Genomic DNA, 20,663 nt, shown 5'->3' with positions numbered 1-20,663 from the left:
GCCCCTATGTTATTTTGCATCTTATTAAAAACTGTATCAATTATCGATTTCAAACTATACTTAATTTATGAAAAAGCTACTCTCATTATTTATTCTCGGACTATCAGCCGTAAGCATCTCATTTGCACAGGATAAAGATACCCCTTACTTTGTAAAGTCTTATCAGTCGTCTGAGGTTCAGACTCTTCATGTACGTACATCAGGCGGTGGCATTACCGTAGCCGGCCAGGCAGGTAACGAAACCCGTGTAGAAGTATACGTCAGACCTAATAACTGGAATGGCAGCTCTATAAGCAAGGCAGAAATTGAAGAACGTTTAAGAGATTATGATCTTAGTGTCAAAAAAGAAGGCAGCACTATCTATTGCGTAGCTAAAAGAAAAAGCAGCGGCGGTTGGAACGACTGGAAAAAATCATTGAATATCTCCTTCAAAATCTACTCGCCAGAAAAAGTATCTACCGATTTACAAACCAGCGGTGGTGGTATCAATCTTAAAAACTTAAAAGGAAATCTTGAATTCTCTACCAGTGGTGGTGGTTTAAAACTCGCAGGTTTAGGAGGTAACATTAAAGGAAGAACTTCGGGCGGTGGTATTGACATTTCTGATTGCCGTGATATAATCGACGTAACTACCAGTGGTGGTGGCATAGAAGCAGCTAACTGTAAAGGCGAAATCAGATTAGGTACTTCTGGCGGAGGTTTACGCTTAAAACAACTTGACGGAATGATAAAAGCTACAACCAGCGGTGGCGGTATCAGAGCTGAGGAAATCAGCGGCGAATTCATCACTTCAACTTCAGGCGGTTCTATTCATCTGGAAGACATAAGAGCCAGCGTAAGGGCCTCAACCAGTGGTGGTGGTATTCATGCCGACATCAGATCTCTTGGCAAATACCTTTCACTATCAACCAGTGCAGGTAATATCAGCGTAAGAATGCCGATGGACAAAGGTTTAGATCTTGATCTGGACGCTAACCGCGTGCGTGTACCTGAAATCAAAAACTTCAGCGGCCGTATTGAAAAAGACCGAGTAAGAGGTTCGGTTAATGGCGGTGGTATTCCGATAACGATGGATGCCAACTCAGGAAGTATTAGCATTAATGACTAAGCGAAGTCAATAATAAAAATTACAAACTATCAATACCGATAAATCATGAAAAAACTATTCATTATTCTTTTGTGTGCAAGCATTGCAGGTACTGCAACCGCGCAAAAAGAAGTTTCGGCAAAAACCATTTTTGATGCCATAGATCAGGGTAAAAGTGTGAGCTACGATGGCGCAACCATTACAGGTAAGCTGGACCTGACCGAGCTTTCGAACAAAACTCGTGTTAAAAAAAGTAAAGGTTATGAAGAATATAAAAGCAGCGTGGAAGTGCCTTTGGTTTTTAAAAACTGTATTTTCAAAGGAGATTTTATTGCTTACAAAAACTCTGAGAACGACAGAAGCGGAAAATGGAGCCTTGGTGAGAAAAATGGTTCGTGGAGTTTTGGTGAAGGGGTAACCTATACCACTGATTTTGAACGTAGTGTAGTTTTTGAAAATTGTACGTTTGAAGGCTTAACTGAATTTAAGTATTCAGATTTTGCTGAAAAAGCTTCTTTTGCAGGAACAAAGTTTGAAAGAGAAGCCAACTTTAAATATGCCGGGTTTAAAAAAGAATCTAACTTCGCCAGTAGCACTTTCAGCGAATATGCCAATTTCAAATATTCGAAGTTTAAATATGATGCCGATTTCTTCAGTACAGCTTTCAAAAATTACGCCGATTTCAAATATGCCAATTTTGATGAGCGTGTTACATTTAAGAGCTCTACCTTTAGTAATCATGCAGATTTTAAATACGCAGAGTTTAAAGATTTAGGTAATTTCGATAACACCCGGTTCAGATCAGGCGTTGACATGAAGTATTCAAACGGTAAGAAATATATCAACTGACCGCTCCTTTTTTACAACCTCTACCCTATGTCCGAAGGCGTACAAAGTTTGTCCGTTTTCGGACATTTTTATTTTACAAAAACAACATAACATACTGACTATAAGTCAATTAAATTTAATGGCATAAACTTTGGCAAATAGTTATACAACATACAAACCGGAAAATCAGCTAAGAACCAGTATCTTAACGACCCGAACAAATCAATTCAATCAAAATGATTCAATTAAAAAACATATCTAAATATTACCCGGCGGGCTTCGGAAAAACTTATGTATTAAGAAACCTCAACCTTACCATCAACCAGGGTGAATTTGTGTCAATCATGGGGCCGTCAGGTTCCGGTAAATCAACTTTGCTGCATATTCTGGGTTTATTGGAAGAAGCCTCTGAAGGAGAATATTTATTTGAAGATGTGCCTGTACAAAAACTGTCAGAAAAAAAACGTACCGAATTACATAGAACCAGCATAGGCTTTGTGTTTCAGGCGTATCACCTGATTGACGAGCTTACCGTTTATGAAAACATTGAGACCCCGCTTTTATACAAAGGGCAGTCTGGCTCTGAACGTAAAAGCAGAGTAGCTGATGTACTGGATCGGTTCAATATGGTGGCTAAAAAAGACCTTTTCCCAACGCAACTTTCAGGAGGGCAACAACAACTGGTAGGTATTGCAAGAGCTATTGTGGCAGAGCCCAAAATAATCTTTGCCGATGAACCTACCGGGAACCTGCATTCTGAACAAGCGAAACAAATTATGGAGCTATTTAAAGAATTAAATGAAAAAGACGGTGTAACGATTGTACAGGTAACCCACTCGGAAGAAAACGCCACGTATGGCAACAGGGTCATCAGACTGAAAGATGGCTGGATAGACTAACAACTCATGTTTTGAAATTAGTGATATAAAATACAATGAATAATTTACGCAAATACTTACTTTTTTTATTATTTCCGATAGGTCTTTCGAGTGCAATGGCACAGAACAAAATGACCTTGAAAGAGAGCCTGGACATTGCCATTAAAAATAACCTGACCTACCGCGAAAGCCAGATACAATCTGAAGCTGCTAATGTGGAGCTGTCGCGGGTAAGGTCATTGCAATACCCAAGAATAGGCTTTGGTGTGGGGCAGGATGTGCGTCTTGGTAGAAGTATCGACCGCTTTACCAACAGCTACATTGAAGAGTTATACAGTACCAACGGCTTTGGTGTTGACGCCACCGTTACACTCTTCAATGGTTTTCAGATAAAGAACCAGATTCAACAGAATCTACTTTTGAAAGAAGCCGGTACTAAGGGCATAGAGGCCAGCCGTAATCTGATTACCATTAATTTGTTGCAGGCTTATCTGCAGGTGCTTGCATCACAGGAATTAGTGGAAGTAGCCAAACAGCAGGTAGAGACTTCGAGAGCTCAGCTTGACAGAATCAATAAACTGGTTAATGCCGGTGTAGTAGGACAAACCGAGTATTTCCAGATCAGATCTCAACTGGCTAACGATGAGTTTTCGCTTGTAACAACGCAGAATGCCTTGAAGACTAATCGTCTGGCTTTGTTTCAGCTGATGAACCTGACACCAACGAACAACGTTGTTTTCCAGCCGATTGTTGACGAAGTAAACATCTATAAAGTTGATGACAGTTTCGTTAATCAGTTATATGAGCAATCAATTGCTAACTTCCCTTCAGTAAAAAGAGCCGAATTACAATTGAGAAGCTTTAATAATCTGATAAAAGCTACAAAAGCCAATGTGATGCCCAACGTTTCACTTTCTGCCAATTACGGAGCATTCTATTCGACTTCAAACAAGACAGAAAGTTATGTAACACAGATCAACGGTACACGTAACGGTTCTTTGTCTTTAAACGTCAGTATACCTATTCTGGGAGGCTTACAGAACAAGCCACGGGTAGCCGCTGTGAAAGTACAACAACAATTAACAGAAAATGCGCTTAACACAGCCAAGATGCAATTACGCCAGGCTATTGAGCAATCATTCCAATCTTTTGATGCCGCTTCTGAAAGATTCAGAGTAGCTACTGAGCAGGTGAGTATCAACGAGCAGAATGTGAAAGCAGCCGAAAGCAGAATCAGTGCGGGAACGGTGAATTCGGTAGAATATGTGCTTGCAAAAGTAAATTACGACCGGGCCAGAAGCAATCTGGTACAAGCCAAATATGAAGTATTGCTTCAGCAAAAGATTCTGGATTTCTACAAAGACGGTGAATGGAAAATTAACTAGTAAAGGAATACATTTATGAAACATGGCTACGATTGAATCGTAGCTATTGTTTTTTTATTACCTCACTTGTATCCGTACAATTTTCCAATAATTCTTCGTTGGTCAGCTTCAATTGAGGATGTACAAAATCACCTGCTATTTCTGCCAACGGAACCAATACGAAACGACGTTCCTGTATGTAAGGATGCGGGATTGAGAGATGCTGAAGATTTACAATTGCATCATTATAGTACAAAATATCTATATCTATTACTCTGGCTCCCCATTTTACTTCGCGTATCCGCCCCATAGATTGCTCTACAGCCAATACCTTTGCCAGCACTTCATGCGGTTCAAATGATGTAGAAATACAAACTACCTGATTCAGAAAATCATTCTGTTCTTTCAGGCCCCAGGCTGCTGTTTCATAAATACCTGATTGCAAGAGGATAATACCGATGTTTTCGGCGATGAGTATACGGGCACGATCTAAGTTCTCTTGTCGATTACCAAGGTTAGACCCCAAGCCAAGATACACCTGATTGACTTTCACTAGGCAGTAGTTAAATTGAAGGATTGCACCACCTCTGCTATTTCCGGAAGCAACGCAGGGTTCCTCTCAAAGGCATTACCTATTACGATAATATCAGCCCCGGCAGCGAGAGCATCGTGGGCTTTTTCTGATGAATTAATACCCCCTCCCACAATCAGTGGTACATTAATATTTTCTTTTACCTTACGGATCATTTTAGGAGATATTGCGTTCAATGCACCGCTTCCTCCGTCCAGATATATCAATCGAAGACCCAGCAACTCGCCTGCTATGGCCGTACAAGCCGCAATATCCGGTTTGTCGTGCGGTATGGGTGTTGTATTGCTGATGTATGAAACGGTAGTCTGGCGGCCACTATCAATTAATATATATCCGGTTGGCAGTATTTCCAGCCCGCTCTGTTTCAGAATAGGGGCTGCAATTACATGTTGTCCGATAAGGTAGTCGGGGTTGCGGCCTGAAATCAGTGAAAGCAGCAGGATACCATCTGCTGAAGGCTCAATGTGCAAGCTATTGCCCGGAAAAATCACCACCGGAATGTTTGTCTGCCGGTGAATAATATCAACCATCTCAGCAAGAATATGATTGGTAATCAGGCTGCCACCAACAAAAAAGAAATCAACGCGGTTTTCTACACAGTTGTATAAAAATTGATTAAAAGTAGAAATCTCAATCTTATCAGGATCAAGCAAAACGGCTAAAGCTTTTTTCTTTAGTTGTTTAAGTGCTACTATTTTTTCAAGAAGTTGCTTCGGCATCTTTAGTTGTAAGGTGGTCTATCAATTCCAATAATTTTTCTTTTGCAATAGCTAATAGAACTGAAGTGGCAGCACCTTTCATGGCAGACCATAACAAAGAGTCTCCTTCTTTTTCTGGCTCTGCCGGTACCGGTAAAGGCTCACTTCCCTGCTTTGCTTTCTCTCCTTCCGGTAAAATAAGCTCTGTTATTGCATATACCGCAACAATGATTCCTCCAATGACCAGGGCATTCTTGCCAACTTTTTTCAAGTCTCCTATCTGGGTTTCAATTGCACCCAGGTATTTGTCTATCGATTCCTGTAGTTGTTCCTTGCGATCATCACGATTTGTCTTAGGCGGCACAACCGGTACTCTTGTTATGGTTTCTCTTAGATTTTTCACTTTCCCACTGATTTTTGTTCAAAATTATTGAAAAATGCTAAAAAAAGAAAGGTTAAAGCTGGTTTATAGCAATTAAAGCTTTCAGAAATTAATCATACAAACATCAACCGGTTTTCTATGAAATCATATTTATATTCTACCGGTATGTACTAAACTTTAGTAGCTTGCGAAAGGTTTCTACATTTAATTTTTATTTGATATAAATCTCTTAAACGGTAAACTACCCACAATTAGTCTGCTACCTGTACCGCCATATACGATATTGCTCACCACTTTTGAAATTCTTTTTTCCTAAAGGTAATTCCATAAACGCATCGGCATCTACCAGGCTGGCTAGGTCGCCTGAGCCGTTTCCTGTAATAGGTGTAGCTCTTAAAACGCCCGTATTTGTTTTTTTAAGGCTCACCTGCAGAAAAAACGTCAGCTCAAATTGTATTTCAAAATCCTGTGCCAGCTCAGCTGTTTCAGGTTCTGAAAGTATGCCCTCCGAAGCCTCAAGCCAGGGCTTAAAATACCGATGTAAACACATAAAAGTTGACACCGGATTACCCGGCAAGGCGAATACGGTCTGATTACCTCTTTTACCAAACCAGAATGGTTTACCGGGTCGTTGTGAAACCTTGTGAAACAACTTCTGAACACCCTGATTCTCCAACGCTGTTGGTACAAAATCAAATTTACCGGCCGACACACCTCCGCTTAATACCAGTACATCGTAAGCTTCAAGGTATTCGCTTATCTTTTGCTCTATTATCGACTGATTATCGGGCAATAACACGGTATCAGCATTTACTCCCCAGTTTTTTAAGCAAGCTTGCAAGGCATAGCTGTTAGAGGTTCGTATCTGATGCGGTAAAGGGGTTTCAGTGATTGGAATAATCTCTTCACCAGTAGCAATTATAATGGCGCGTACTTGTTTCAGCACCTGTATCTCACTTTTACCTATTGTAGCCGCTACGCCTATTTCAGCCGGGGTTATTTCAGTACCTTTACTTACTATTATTTCATTCTGCTTACGGTCTGCTCCTTGCTTATGAACACTTACACCGGCACCAGCCGGTACTACCTGTACTACAGCTATTCTATCCTTAATGTTTACATCTTCGTATCTGATTACCGTATCTGTACCTGTCGGTAAGATGGCACCCGTCATTACCTCAATGCATTGGTCTGAATCTGCTAAAGTTACCTGAGGCTCACCCGCGGCCACTGTCCTTGCAATCGGGAAACTTCTCTGCCCCTTTTCGATCTGCTCAAAAGCAACCGCAATACCATCCATAGAAACCCTGTTGAACGGCGGTAAGTCGCGGTCTGCATAAAAATCTTCGGCCAGAATTCTATTCAACGCCTTTTCTATGGCTACTTTCTCTACGGCCAATGTCATAGTATTATTCAATACAATTGCTTCGGCTTGTTCAACGGTTATCATCGTCCTACGCTCTATTATTTATTATGTTGGTTGGATTATATCCTAAAGACTTTAAGTTAAGAAAATAAATGGAAAGTATACTATAATAGACAGGCAATTATAACTTCCGGCTAATTGATATTTGAAACTATTATCCGGCAACTCATTGCCCTTGCAGATATTTAGAAATCTCTGCCTACGCTATACGACAGATTGTTCTTTCTGATCAGACATTTTTTCATTATAACATTAACAATTAACAAAATGCCCATTGAGAAAATCAGTTTACCGATTGTATGAATATACATCGGATACGAATCAAATACAAAAAGACTCAGATAGCGGTAACCATCTATTGTCACAATGGCCACTGTGCCTACTACTAATTTATACCAGTTCCGGCTAAAGGCTTTATCAGCAAAAAAACTCATATTCAGGGTCAGAATGCTTATGAAAATAGATATGAACAATGGTTTATCAACAGAGCCGCTTCGGTACACCGTTGTTAATACAAAGCCAGATCCGGTTAACAGCAAAACGCAAACCAATAAAACGTAACTGAGGTTTTTAGGATTAATCCTTGAATTTACGATAGATAGACGCTGATTATTATACAGCACAAAAAGCACTGCATAAGCAGCCGTATTATTGAGAATATCAAAAGTTATGCGAACGCCCGGTGCGACGAGATAATAATGTATTTCTGAAATTACGTTTAAAATCAGAAATGCATTTAATAGATAAAAGCGCTTATATTCTCTGATTCTCTTTTTATAGAACCAAAGATACCCCAGACAAAGCAGCACAGGTGCCTGGTTCAACAGCTTGGCCAGCAATAGCTCTTCCCATGAGAGCATTTCCGGCACGGGTAAAAAATAAAAAAACAGGGTGGTCAATAGCACGACCATCCCATAGAGTGAAACAAACTTGGGTGACATGAATGCAGTTTTTTTCAAAAGCCAAAGCGTCTGATTAATCAGCAGTAGCTTATTTTAACTCAATAGCAAATCATTTTCGGTTAAGGATAACCAGGCAGGGATTGAATAAGGCAACAATAATATTTCTCTTTTTAGTAAAAACCAAACTTTAACTTTCATAAATCGGTTTATCTCTGAACTTCAGCTTATTAGCGTCTCTGCCAGAAAAGCTTGTTCGTATTTCTGCGCACACCGCCAGGGCTATTTCTTCAGGTGTGGAAGCGCCGATATCCAGACCAACCGGACTAAATATGCGGTCTTCGTCTGCCTCATTGATACTTCTACCCTCTTCTTCCATCCGGGCATACATCTTTATTGTGCGCTTCTTTGGGCCGAGCAGACCAATGTAAGGAATATCTGTCTGTAAAAGCGTTTGAAGGTTGCTATAGTCTGTTTCGTAATCGTGGCACATCGAAATCGCCGCGGTGTACTTATCTATTACAGGTATGTGATTTTTGGGCATTACGGCATCGGCCAAAGTAAAAAGAGACGGATGCATTTTGCCGGGATTACAAATGACTATTACTTTCCACCCCAATTCTTTTGCCATACGTACCATTGGATATACGTCATAGTTACTTCCGAAAACGTATAACTGTATAGGTGGAGGAATAACCTCTATAAACAGACCAATAGTTACGCCAGCAGGCAAAGTATAAGTTTGTGATACTGATTGGGTATTGGCAAGTGCCGTCTCTATTTCGTCGCTTACCGTATCCTTAATAATTTCTAAAGGAAAAACTTCACTGAAATGAACCGCGTTATCATATCTGAATACTTGCCCCAACTCAATCTCCTGATACTCTCCGTTGGCATTCTTAACATCTGTTACCGTAATGATTACATTGGGTGTGCGTTGTTCCAGACAGTTGCTTACCTGCAAAACCGCATTCTGAGAATTCTGAGGATCGAGTGGAGTAATTAGCACATCAATGATACCGTTACAGCCTAGCCCCACCCCTATCTGATAGGGGTCGTCATCGGTGGTATCATAAGTAATCAGTGTTGCTTTATTCTGCAGCATCGCAAGTCTGGCTTTTTTGAGGGCATCTCCTTCCAGACATCCACCACTGATTCCCCCAATCCATTCTCCGGTTTCCATAACAAGCATTCTTGCTCCGGTTCTGCGGTAAGAAGAACCTTCAACCCGCACTACCGTTGCCAGAGCTGCCTTACTCTGATTAAAATCTATTTTCTGATAAGCTTCAACAATTTGCTTAATCTCTTTCATATATATCCTGATAAAAGCCATAGCAGCAATTTAATAATCTATTTTATCCTCTTTCTTTATCCAGAGTTCAAATGCTACGTGCGCTTCGTTTCGTCCTAACGCCTCGATAGGAATCTTTCTGTCTGTAAGCGGCAATGGTATTTCATGATACAGAAAAGCATCATCGAAACCAATCTCTGCGGCATCGTCCCGGGTATTGCCATAGTATATTTTCTTTAGCCGTGTCCAGTAGATGGCGCTCAGGCACATGGGGCAAGGCTCGCATGAGGTATAAATTTCGCAATCGACCAATTCAAAAGTTCCTAAATTTTTACAGGCATCTCTTATAGCCACTACTTCTGCATGAGCGGTGGGGTCGTTTGTAGCCACTACCTGATTATGCCCTTGCCCTACTATTTTACCATCTTTTACTATTACTGCTCCAAATGGCCCTTGTCCTACCCCTACCTGACTTCCGATTATCGACAGTGCAATAGCTTTCTGCATAAATTCCTGCTTTTTATCTTCCATAGCTTTCTTCAAGTCATTTTATGTGAATTCTTTTTTCATTTAAATCATCCTACATCGCTAAAATTTCAAGACCATTTTCAGCCATAAACAGTCACGTTCATCATTCTGCCTGCAACCTCGCTAATATGATTAATGGCGGCGTCCACCTCTTCGGCAGTTGTCATACGCCCCAGGCTGAAGCGAATTGAGCCATATGCCAGATCGTCGTTCAATCCCATGGCTTTCAGCACATAAGATGGCTCTGTTGATGCCGAATTACAGGCCGATCCGTTAGAAACCGCTATTTCACTCAGGCTCATGAGCAATTGCTCGCCGTCAATTCTGCCAAAACTGATATTTGTGGTATTGGGCAGGCGATTTTCAGTATCTCCATTTATTTTCACCCCTGGCAATCGTTCTAAAATACCTGTCTCTAATCTGTCTCTTAGTTGGGCAAGATGTTTACTTTCTTCAATCAAATCATGTTGGCAAATCTCACAGGCCTTGCCCAAACCTACAATACCAGCCACATTCAACGTGCCGGAGCGTAAGCCCCGCTCATGTTTACCTCCGTCCTGCTGTGCTGTAATGTTCAGTTTTTTTCTGACATATAACACTCCTACTCCCATTGGGCCATATATCTTATGTGCCGACAAACTTAGTAAATCTACTTCATCGGCCGTTACGTCAACAGGCAATTTACCTATTGCCTGTGTAGCATCGGTATGAAACAAAACCTGATGTGCATGCGCTATCTGAGCGATAGCTTTTAGTGGATGCAAAACCCCGGTTTCATTATTGGCTGCCATTATGGAAATCAGAATTGTATCCGGTCGAATAGCCTCCCCAAGCAATTTAAGATCGAGTTTTCCTTCATTATCTACAGGCAGGTAGGTAATTTCGGCCCCAAGTTTTTCTAAATGAAGGCAGGTATCCAGCACTGCTTTGTGTTCGGTCTGAACAGTTATGATGTGCTTCCCCTTGTAGCTGAATGCCTCATATACTCCTTTAATAGCCAGATTAACAGACTCTGTTGCCCCGCTCGTAAATACAATTTCTTTTTCTGTAGCATTTATTAAGCCGGCCACTTGCCGTCGAGCCACACTCACTGCCTCTGCCGCTTTCCAACCATACGCATGAAAACGGCTGGCGGCATTTCCAAAATGGTTTGTCAGATAAGGCAACATCGCTTCCAGCACCCTGGAGTCAACGGGTGTGGTGGCATTATAGTCCATATAAATCGGATACTCCATCAATTAAAAGACAACCCGGTTGCTGGTTATATTGTGTTTATTTCTATTTTTGAAAAGTAAAAATACTGAATTTACAGATTATTATTATCTAAAAAGAACAGGCTTTCAAAAGAATTGGTTTTTCTTTTGAAATGTTTTAATTTTTTCAAGAAAACCCAAACTTTATTCGGCTAAACAATCTAAATGCAGTACATTTTCGCGTAGTTTGCTTCTTCAAAACATTAATGCCTGTAATAAAATGCTGGGAAATTCTACCGATTCGATTTTCACCCAAGAAATTCATAACAAATACCTTGTATTCAATACTCTTTTTTCAAGGTTGCCTTATGATAAAATGACTAAGATTGGTCAATTAATGCCTTTTTTGCATGATATATCAGAGACGGGTTTCGAAGAAGGCAAAGAACCGAGGGAGATCATCGATAGTTTTTTCAAGCAATATACTTCTATCAAGGAAGAAAAGGAAAAAATAGATCTTTTGTTCCGTTTCATTACTTACATAGAGCGGCAGGTAGTATTATTTGACAGCGTTGAAGACTCTGCTTTTGAAAAACTGTATCCTTTAAACAGTAAAGGCACGTTGTCAAGCACGTTGGAACTGGCCAAACAACAAAATAAACTGGCAGAGGTACAGAAAAAACTACAGAATTTCAAAGTTCGTATTGTTTTTACGGCTCATCCTACCCAGTTTTATCCCAGCAGTGTGTTGCGTATTATTCAGGATTTAGAGCAACTTATTCCTAAAAATGATATTAACGGCATAGACTCGTTGCTTCAGCAATTAGGGAAAACCCCATTTATCAACGAGCAAAAGCCGACTCCTCTTGAAGAAGCTCAAAGTATTATATTTTACCTGCGCCATGTGTATTATCAGGTAATCGGTGAAATACACGAAAAACTGAATACGTATTTTCAGAACAACAGTCATGGGTTTAATCCTGTGCTGGAGCTCGGATTCTGGCCGGGTGGCGACCGCGACGGCAACCCTTTCGTAACGGCCGAAATCTCTAAAAAGGTTTCTACAGAACTGCGTACCAGTATTCTGAAATGCTATTATAATGATTTTAAAATCATTTGTCGCAGGCTTACTTTCAAAGGTGTGATGCCCTTACTGACAGCCATCAGTAACCGGATTTACACCAACATGAATGGTCTGAAAAATGACCTGACACTACAGGAATTACTGAGTTCGCTGGATGAAGTAAGACAAATACTTATCATCAAGCATAATGGTCTGCTTCTGGATGTACTCGACCGGTTCATTCAGCAGGTAAAACTATTCGGATTGCATTTTGCAAGTCTGGATATCAGACAAGACAGCAGCATTCATGAAAGTGTAATGGAGCAGATTAACCAGAAATACAGTATTTCTGACAAACCTTATGCTGAATGGAGCCACAGTGAGAAACTTAGATTTTTAACCGAGCATGAGTTGGATATCAATGAAGATGATTTTGAAGATGCACTAACCAAAGATACGTTCAGAACCGTTCGGATTATTAAGGAAATTCAAACACAGAATGGTCAAAAAGCCTGCCATCGATACATTATCAGTAATTCAACCTCTATTTTCTCAGTATTGGAAGTACTGGCGTTGTTCCGTTTCTGCGGATATAAAGAAGAAGACATTAATGTTGATATTTTACCCTTGTTTGAAACCATTGAAGGGCTTGACAGCGCACAAACCACGATGTCGAACCTTTACCAGTTACCTTTTTACAAAAAGCACCTCGAGCACCGCAGTAATCAGCAGTCTATTATGCTGGGTTTTTCTGACGGCACTAAAGACGGCGGTTATGTAAAGGCCAACTGGGAGATTTACCAGGCAAAAGAAAAACTTACGAGGGTATCGAAAAAGAATCAGGTTGAGGTTATTTTCTTCGATGGTCGCGGCGGCCCGCCGGCACGGGGAGGTGGCAAAACCCATCAGTTCTATGCCTCACAAGGCCCGACCATTGCCAATAACGAAATTCAGATAACCATTCAGGGGCAAACCATTACCTCCATGTATGGGTCTCGTTCGCAGGCCATGTATAATTTTGAGCAATTGCTTTCAGCGGGTATCATTAATGATGTATTTCAGGATGATGCGTCTGTTATTAATAAACATGAGCGCAACCTGATTGACGAATTGGCAGAAGAAGGCGTAAAAAAATATTTCGAACTAAAGGAGCACCCTTTGTTTGTACCCTATCTGGAAAACAGAAGCCCTTTAAAGTATTACGGCCTTACCAATATTGGCAGCCGCCCAAGCAAAAGAAGCTCAGGTAAAAAACTGACTTTATCTGATTTACGGGCTATCCCGTTTGTAGGTTCGTGGAGCCAGTTAAAACAGAATGTGCCGGGGTATTTCGGTTTTGGAACGGCATTGCAAAAGGTGATTGATGAAGGCCGTCTGGAAGATTTAAAGGTTTTGTATCAGACCTCCCTTTATTTCAAGACCCTGATAGAAAACAGCATGATGGCATTGACCAAAACCAATTTTCAGTTAACTTATTACATGAGAAAAGACCCTGAATACGGTGATTTCTGGCAGGTTCTTTATGACGAATATAAGCTTAGTGTGAATAATATGCTATTAGTGTCGGGAGAAGAGAGCTTGATGGCCAATGAAAGGTTAAGCAAGCTTTCTATTGATTACCGGGAGCATATCGTACTGCCATTGTTGACCATTCAGCAGTATGCCCTGCAAAAAATTGAAGATACCACTGATGAACAGCTAAGGCTGGTTTACGAAAAAATGGTTACCCGCTCTCTGTTTGGCAATATCAATGCCAGTAGAAACTCGGCGTAAGGTAAACTGTTTTGTCTGATACTTAAGAAACAGCCCCTGCGAATCTAAAGATTTTGCAGGGGCTGTTTTATTTCCGGTGGTGTATTTTTTATTTTGGAAATGAAACCTTACCCATCGATACACTAGGTACACCTTTTCTTGAACCAAAATCGGTTTTTCCTCCTGCTAATGCCTCGTTAGCAAGGGTGGCAAATAATACGGCTTCTTTCGCATCGCCGGATATCCCCAAATCATCCGTTCTATAAAATTCAAAATCAGGCAATAACTCTTTTAATGATTGCATGATCAAAGGATTATGTACCCCACCCCCGCTACCGTAAATTTTAAACGAGGCCGGACTAGCCTTGTATTCCGGCAATTGAGCCGTAAGTTTTTGTATAGCCTCTGCTATGGTCTCAGCCGAAAAACGACACAAGGTAGCCAGTATGTCTTCATGCGTTAAATGTTCTGTAGCAACTCTTCGTTGCGCACTTTCCAAATAATTAAGGTTAAACAACTCAGGCCCGGTAGTTTTAGGAAAGGGTTTACCGAAAAAATCATCTTCTTTTAAGGTCTGTAATAAAGTTTTGTTTACGTTCCCTGTGCCTGCAATTGCAGCATCTTTGTCATAAGGCAGGTTAAAATGCTTCTTCACATAGGCATCAATCAAGGTATTACCCGGGCCCGTATCGGTAGCAAATACCTCATTGGCATCAAGATTACCGGCTAAGTAAGTGAAGTTGGCTATACCGCCCATGTTGAGTAGAATGCGGTTCTCTCCGCGTTTCGAGAAAATAAGGTAATCGCCATAAACTGCGAGCGGAGCGCCTTCACCGCCTGCCGCACAATGCTTCTGGCGGAAATCGGATAAGGTAATGATACCTGTCTTTACAGCCAGATGGTCGCCGTCACCAATCTGAAGCGTGGCATTCGGAAATTTCTCAAGTCCGTGTAGAATTTTAGGCGCATGAAATACCGTCTGCCCATGACTGGCTATTACATCTACTTCCTTCGGTTTAATATTTCGTTTGCTCAGAAAATCATTAACCAATTGCCCGTGAAGATTCCCAATCCAGGGGTTCAGCACACACAATTGTTGAAAGTTTATTTCTTTTCTGGCAAATACCTTTCGTATTTCGTCTTTTATATCTTCCGGGAAACTGATGGTATCAAAATCCAGCAGTTCCACCTCTGTGTCGCCTCCGCTGTTTCTGAATTTACACAGGGCAATATCAAGACCATCCATTGATGTCCCCGACATCAGGCCGATAATTGTTCTCTCTTTCTTGCCTGCCTTGCGATAAAGCTCTTCAATATTCTGATTCATGGAGTTTGCTTATGTTTCCTTCTACCTCGTTATTCACAAAAATACTCTTTAAGATTGAAAAAACAGCGTTATCTTCTTAGCTTAGTAGCTGTCTTTTACAACCATTACCCTGCATATCTATGAAAAAAGTAATTCTCTATAGTCTTATTGTTACTGTCCTTATTCTGGCCGGGGTTTTCTTTTATTTACGCAGCCAGTTGCAAGACGATTCCATCCCATTAGCTGATGGTTTTAGCGGCGAAAAGGTCATGTTTATTTTCCCACATCCTGACGACGAAATTACCAGTGCAGGAACCTTGAAACTACTGGACGAACAAGGCATAGAAACAAGCCTGATTACTTTTACACATGGCGAAGCAGGAGGAAGCAATGGGATGGTAGATGAAACAGATCCTGTAAAAAAGAAAGTGGCATTAGCCAAGATCAGAGAAAAAGAACTTCGGGCAGTAGGGCAACTATTGGGTGTTGATAATCAGGAAATTCTGGATTTCCCCGACAGTGGCATTAAAAATCTTCCGGCTGATTCTCTCAAAAAAATAATCCGTGAGAAAATAGCGCATTATCAGCCAGCGATTTTATTTACTTATGATGATGTGATTGGTTTATACGGCCACCCTGACCATCGGTTAATAGCGCAGTATACCCGAGAGATATTCCAGAAAGAAAGAGGAACGAGCGGATTCTCACCAAAAAGACTTTATCAGGTTACCTTGCCTGCACCTATGATTGAAACGGCAAAAAAGATTTCAGCAAGTTTCAAAAGGAATTTCAGCCAAAATGCTACTCTGCCAACACCCACCATAGCAGTTAAAATCACTCCGGTTGGTGAATCCAAAAAGCAGGCTATGCTATTACATGTTTCTCAAAGACCAACATTTAACGATATGCAGCCGTATTTTGATAAGATACCTTCGTGGATATACTATAGAATTTTCGACAAGGAATATTACGCAGAGGTAAAATAATTAATAATGCTCGTAAATCCAGGTCATTACTTTCTCTGCCTCTTTCCGAACCTTAGTTGTCGACTGATTGAAGTTATTATTCATCAGGCTCACAATTAAGGTTTTTCCTTTTTTAGTAACCAGATATCCACTCAAGTTATATACACCACCCAATGACCCGGTTTTGGCAAAAATAAAAGGTTTCTCGGTAGTTTTGTAGCCATTTTTCAGTGTTCCTGTCTGCCCGCCGGCTGGTAAAATGGTGTATAGTTTTTCCTGCGGCATCTCAGCACTTATCTTTTCAAGAAGTTTTACGATTGATCGCGGCGTGAAAAGATTGTATCTTGACAAGCCCGAGCCGTCTACCCACTTGGGTGCATCGGGTAAATCCTGCAGGTATTTTTCAGTAATAGTCTTTATTACAAAGCCAGCGTTTAACGAATCTTTCAAAACCGCTCCGCAAAGCAATAAAAGATGCTCGGCCAACATGTTGTCGCTCTCCTGCATCATCATACGGTATACATCTTCCGAAGCCATACTATAGATTGTTCTGGCATTTTTCGGTACTGGTATGTGCAATAAGTTTACGTTTTTCCTGAGCGTATCCATCAGTAATTGCTGGGTAAGCGCAGTAGAGGTTTTAAAAGGAATATCGATCTTATACTGAGTTTTTTGCAGCACAGACTTGGGCAATACAAACAAATTGTCAGTCTGAATACGTTGAATGGCTGTACCTTCTTCTTTCTTGTAAAAACTATTTTTGAAAATAACCGGTTGTGGGGCAAAGATTCCTTTGTCTATACTCACTCTCACCACATTGCCATACATGGGTAATCCATAAATTTCGGCCGAGTAATAATCATTGTAATCGTCCCATGCCCAGCCATCTCCCATCGCTTGATTCGTAAAGTTGCCATCAGAATAGAAGAATGCTTTACCAGCCCTCTGGCTTTTCAGGAAATCAAAGGCCCGTGTATTTTTTAAATCGTGATGAAAAAAGGAAGGGTCACCCGTTCCCCAGAAAACCAGCGAATCTTTATTGATAGTATATCTTAAAGCAGGAATCGAATCGCCCAGTGTTTTCAGGCAGGCATAAAAGGTAAAAAGCTTGGTATTGGAAGCAGGAGTAAAATACCGATCGGCATTTCTTTCGAAAAGTGTTTTCTTTTGGGCAGGATCGTAAATTGCCATTCCTGTAAAGTTGTGCGCAAATACTTCTGAAGTATCTATCAACCTGGCATAAGGTTGTTTATGAGATAATTTGCGCGACGTAGTACAAGAAATACTTACAAAGGCCAGAAACGCCCAAAAGATGATTTTCTGCATAAGTGATTTTTGAGTCAATTTACATTTTTATTGATAAAATGAGAAGCATAGACGTCTCTATTTCATATAAAAGTAAGGAGTCCGCTCCTTAGCCGGAAACGGACCCCTTACTTTTATTAAACAGAATCTTATTAGCGATTCACTACAAATCTTTTCACGATAGTTCCGGTTTCTGTATGTAAACGAACCAGATACGTTCCTGCGTTCAGGTCACGCACATCAATTTTCTCGTAAAACATACTGATGTCTGTCAGGTACTCCCGTTCCATTATTCTTTTGCCATTAGCTCCCAAAACCTCCATTCTAACACGACCCGGCTTTGGTAAAGAGGCTGTCAGCTGTATTTCATCCGGTGATGGATTAGGCGCTAAAGTGATTGTTTTTTGCAGACCCGGCTCAACTGCCAGTATAGGCGGCGGAGGCGCTTGCTGGATTTTCAGATTGTCAATAGCCCAACCCCAGCCATGAGTTAACTGGTCACTAAACAACCTGAACCGCAGCAGGATGACTTCACCAGCAAGAAAATCTCCGCTGTTCAGCATTTTAATGGTTCGGGTTCTGTATAATCCAGGAGTTCCTACACCTTTGGAATCCTCTGAATCTTCGACTTGTCCATCCGGCCCTATGTAGGTACCTTTCTCATAATCAACAAAAACATTTTTCCATTCGCTATACTTGCTGGCATCGTACCCGTCTTCAAACGGCACCCACGAGGCCCCACCGTCGTAAGAACCCTCTACTACTGCGTAATCAAAGAATCTGATGTCTCCAAATACTGTGCCAGGTGCACCCGGTTCTACCAAAACTATCTCATCAAAAGTAATATTTGCAGAATCTTTATGAGACTTTAATTCTATGGGCTTTAAAAATAAAGCCATGGTGTTAGATTCAAGATTTTCATCACCGCCGTTTTTATAAGGATGCGCCGAATGCAACGCACCGTCAGTAAATCCTGCTGGCTGGCGTATATCCCATCCGCCGATTCCTATAAAATCTGAATTTGGCGTATTGAAATCGGTATTATATGTAGTGATTGGCTCCTGTGTGTTCAAATCAGTTACAACAAACTCAAAATAGTCGGGTGTATAAGTTACATTCTTACCGGGAGTATTCAGATAAGAAGGGATAATGGCTTTATTTTTATTCTTTGACTTATCAATGGCCACAATCCTGTACAATACACGGTCTCCTTTTTGTAATGTGCCAAACAATTCTTTGCCCAAATAGGCATAGGCATCGTTTCTACCCTGAGAATACGCTTTGTCGTCTGTGGCAGGATTGTATTTTTTCAAACCAACTGCCGGTTTCATCTGCCCATTTACCTGATACTCTACATAGACTGTATCTATACCATGCGAGAAATCGTCTTCTACATTAGCAAAAACATCAGGTTTTGAAGCTGAAGGCACAAAAGTAAGGGGGCTGGCACTTACAAAAGGTGCCGAAACATCTGCTTCTCCAACCTGAAACCCATAAAATCCTTTCGCAGGTGCTTCTGCCGGAGAAATATTTTTACGCTTGTAGTTATCATCTACCGTCAGATAATACCTGATGATAGAGCCTGGTCTGGTAATAGGAATGACCGCCGTATACTCGTTTGTTGAGCCTACACGTTTCAATTCTAAAACCTTTGCATTACTGATGGTATCGTTTTCTGAATAATAAAGTTTGGCACTGCCTTCAATCAGGCTGGTATCGCTTACAATGGTTGTAGAGACTGTTACAGTCGAAACATAATTTTCTATACTTTTTAAAGGTACATGAATTAACGAAGTACCTTTCCAGCCCATATCTGCAAACATGTTTCTCACCAATGGTCCCGGATCTCTGATTACCTCTCTTGGGCTCGCTACTGAGGTCATCAAAGAGTTAAGATTACCCGAGGTATAGGTATTGTCGTCAAGGTGTGAAACACTTGAGCCCGACTGATAGGTAGTAGGTGCATATAGCTTTGGTTTTTCTTCACCTTTCATTTCAGAAGTAGGGCTATGGAAAAACAGATTATTACTTACCATTTGCTGGCGCAATGCCGCCGAAGGATTGGGGAAAAGGCTGGTATTAATTAATTGTTGGTTAGTACCATTTTCTATAAACTGGTCAAAGATAATCGGTGACCCTGTGTCATATCCCCATGATGCAGAAGATGACGTAGTAGTTGAGCGTAACGAAGAAGTAAAGCCTAAACCGTGGCAAAGCTCGTGCAATACTACCGCAGCAAAATCAAACTGGCCTCTGGCGGGTGCGCCGGTACCCAGATACCAGTTAGCCGAACTGTTAAATTCTGCTACTAAATCGGGGTCATTTACCGAGTTAAGTTCCTGACCGGCTATTTTCTCTGCCAAAGCAATAGGATACCATGTGCCTGCTTTTTGCTGACCCGGGAAATTACGCGTATAATCTGAAGGACTGGCCTGGCCTAAGATAGTTCCATTGGTATTGCCACTATCTATAAAGTGCCAGATGGCATGAATACGGATGGGCACAGGAGAACTGATAATAGAAGCCCAGATATCTACCGCTGACTGAAATGATTGTTGAGCAGCCGGAGTGAAGCCTTCATAAGTAACAATAAAGGTTGAACTGGCCGTTGTACGTAGATTTTTCCCTTTCAGTGCCTTTTCTACTTCTTTAGCAGGGGGTACATACGTATTGGCATCCACAAAGTCGCCCGGACACACAATCATCTTACCCTTCATAAATTCAATTTTATTCGGGTTAGATTTGGCCAGGTCACTATTGCGTGGTTTAATTGGCTTCTGGGCAAATGCTGACATCAACATAAGAGATAGTAAGCCGGAAAGGTAAATTTTTCTCATATTTTCTAAATCAATTCCTGTTTTTCAGAGTCTTTTTCAATTACGTAATTCATCACGCTTAGGTTGCTGCCGAATTCCTATACAAGGTATAAATTCTGACGGATATAATACTAATTTTGAGCGGCCGAAAATTAGAATTATTCATTAGATTTTCTGCATTTCCAACACAAATCGGTGCAACAGCCATTTTTATTTCAGAATATGAATATACGTTAGTATGAATTATTTTATGCCCAAAGCCAATACTATCGGATTAACAACCGAACTCT

At 41.0% G+C, this 20,663-nt stretch carries 17 protein-coding genes; 6 read left to right on the top strand and 11 right to left on the bottom strand.

Annotated features, from left to right (window positions below):
• Positions 1–67 precede the first annotated feature (67 nt).
• The 4 genes from AC1RRY_RS01135 to AC1RRY_RS01120 all read left to right on the top strand — a co-directional run bounded on the left by AC1RRY_RS01135 (position 68) and on the right by AC1RRY_RS01120 (position 4,178).
• Positions 68–1,108 (top strand): DUF4097 family beta strand repeat-containing protein, encoded by a 1,041-nt coding sequence (locus AC1RRY_RS01135; RefSeq protein ID WP_492818818.1) that lies wholly within the window; start codon positions 68–70, stop codon positions 1,106–1,108.
• A 45-nt stretch (positions 1,109–1,153) separates the two neighbouring features.
• Complete coding sequence (locus tag AC1RRY_RS01130; RefSeq protein ID WP_492818820.1) at positions 1,154–1,936, top strand: pentapeptide repeat-containing protein; 783 nt, start codon at positions 1,154–1,156, stop codon at positions 1,934–1,936.
• 215 nt (positions 1,937–2,151) lie between these two features.
• Entirely contained in the window at positions 2,152–2,814 is a 663-nt protein-coding gene (locus AC1RRY_RS01125; RefSeq protein ID WP_492818822.1) for an ABC transporter ATP-binding protein, read from the top strand.
• A 35-nt stretch (positions 2,815–2,849) separates the two neighbouring features.
• On the top strand, positions 2,850–4,178 hold the full coding sequence (locus tag AC1RRY_RS01120; protein WP_492818824.1) for a TolC family protein: 1,329 nt from the start codon (positions 2,850–2,852) through the stop codon (positions 4,176–4,178).
• Positions 4,179–4,221: 43 nt separating this feature from the next.
• Here the strand turns inward: AC1RRY_RS01120 and folK are convergent, their stop codons facing one another.
• From folK to AC1RRY_RS01080, 8 genes are all read right to left on the bottom strand, one after another.
• Positions 4,222–4,710 (bottom strand): 2-amino-4-hydroxy-6-hydroxymethyldihydropteridine diphosphokinase, encoded by a 489-nt coding sequence (folK, locus tag AC1RRY_RS01115; protein WP_492818826.1) that lies wholly within the window; start codon positions 4,708–4,710, stop codon positions 4,222–4,224.
• The gene (locus tag AC1RRY_RS01110; protein WP_492818828.1) at positions 4,710–5,468 is read right to left on the bottom strand and encodes a phosphoglycerol geranylgeranyltransferase; all 759 of its coding nucleotides are present in this window, start codon (positions 5,466–5,468) and stop codon (positions 4,710–4,712) included. The genes folK and AC1RRY_RS01110 overlap by 1 nt, the downstream gene beginning before the upstream one ends.
• On the bottom strand, positions 5,449–5,850 hold the full coding sequence (locus AC1RRY_RS01105; RefSeq protein ID WP_492818830.1) for a hypothetical protein: 402 nt from the start codon (positions 5,848–5,850) through the stop codon (positions 5,449–5,451). The genes AC1RRY_RS01110 and AC1RRY_RS01105 overlap by 20 nt, the downstream gene beginning before the upstream one ends.
• 238 nt (positions 5,851–6,088) lie before the next feature.
• Positions 6,089–7,279, bottom strand: a complete 1,191-nt coding sequence (locus AC1RRY_RS01100) for a molybdopterin molybdotransferase MoeA (protein WP_492818832.1) — start codon at positions 7,277–7,279, stop codon at positions 6,089–6,091.
• Between the two features lie 161 nt (positions 7,280–7,440).
• Positions 7,441–8,196 (bottom strand): hypothetical protein, encoded by a 756-nt coding sequence (locus tag AC1RRY_RS01095; RefSeq protein ID WP_492818834.1) that lies wholly within the window; start codon positions 8,194–8,196, stop codon positions 7,441–7,443.
• A 148-nt stretch (positions 8,197–8,344) separates the two neighbouring features.
• Complete coding sequence (locus AC1RRY_RS01090) at positions 8,345–9,466, bottom strand: XdhC family protein (protein WP_492818836.1); 1,122 nt, start codon at positions 9,464–9,466, stop codon at positions 8,345–8,347.
• 30 nt (positions 9,467–9,496) lie between these two features.
• The gene (locus AC1RRY_RS01085) at positions 9,497–9,976 is read right to left on the bottom strand and encodes a nucleoside deaminase (RefSeq protein WP_492818838.1); all 480 of its coding nucleotides are present in this window, start codon (positions 9,974–9,976) and stop codon (positions 9,497–9,499) included.
• 77 nt (positions 9,977–10,053) lie between these two features.
• Positions 10,054–11,208 (bottom strand): cysteine desulfurase family protein, encoded by a 1,155-nt coding sequence (locus AC1RRY_RS01080; protein WP_492818840.1) that lies wholly within the window; start codon positions 11,206–11,208, stop codon positions 10,054–10,056.
• A gap of 334 nt (positions 11,209–11,542) precedes the next feature.
• Between AC1RRY_RS01080 and AC1RRY_RS01075 the strand changes: the two genes are divergently transcribed.
• A complete protein-coding gene (locus AC1RRY_RS01075) occupies positions 11,543–14,002 on the top strand; it encodes a phosphoenolpyruvate carboxylase (RefSeq protein WP_492818842.1) in 2,460 nt (819 codons plus the stop codon).
• A gap of 88 nt (positions 14,003–14,090) precedes the next feature.
• On the opposite strand, the gene AC1RRY_RS01070 is transcribed toward AC1RRY_RS01075, so the two are convergent.
• Positions 14,091–15,308, bottom strand: a complete 1,218-nt coding sequence (locus AC1RRY_RS01070; RefSeq protein WP_492818844.1) for an anhydro-N-acetylmuramic acid kinase — start codon at positions 15,306–15,308, stop codon at positions 14,091–14,093.
• Between the two features lie 119 nt (positions 15,309–15,427).
• Between AC1RRY_RS01070 and AC1RRY_RS01065 the strand changes: the two genes are divergently transcribed.
• The gene (locus AC1RRY_RS01065; RefSeq protein ID WP_492818846.1) at positions 15,428–16,273 is read left to right on the top strand and encodes a PIG-L deacetylase family protein; all 846 of its coding nucleotides are present in this window, start codon (positions 15,428–15,430) and stop codon (positions 16,271–16,273) included.
• Here AC1RRY_RS01065 and dacB read toward each other — a convergent pair whose 3' ends face one another.
• Positions 16,274–17,578, bottom strand: a complete 1,305-nt coding sequence (dacB, locus tag AC1RRY_RS01060) for a D-alanyl-D-alanine carboxypeptidase/D-alanyl-D-alanine endopeptidase (RefSeq protein WP_492818848.1) — start codon at positions 17,576–17,578, stop codon at positions 16,274–16,276.
• A gap of 131 nt (positions 17,579–17,709) precedes the next feature.
• Positions 17,710–20,394, bottom strand: coding sequence for a T9SS type A sorting domain-containing protein (locus AC1RRY_RS01055; protein WP_492818850.1), 2,685 nt, complete (start codon positions 20,392–20,394; stop codon positions 17,710–17,712).
• Between the last annotated feature and the right edge of the window lie 269 nt (positions 20,395–20,663).

It is taken from the genome of Emticicia sp. GW821-FHT11C11, from assembly GCF_058808615.1.
This window is presented reverse-complemented; position numbering and strand designations above follow the sequence as displayed.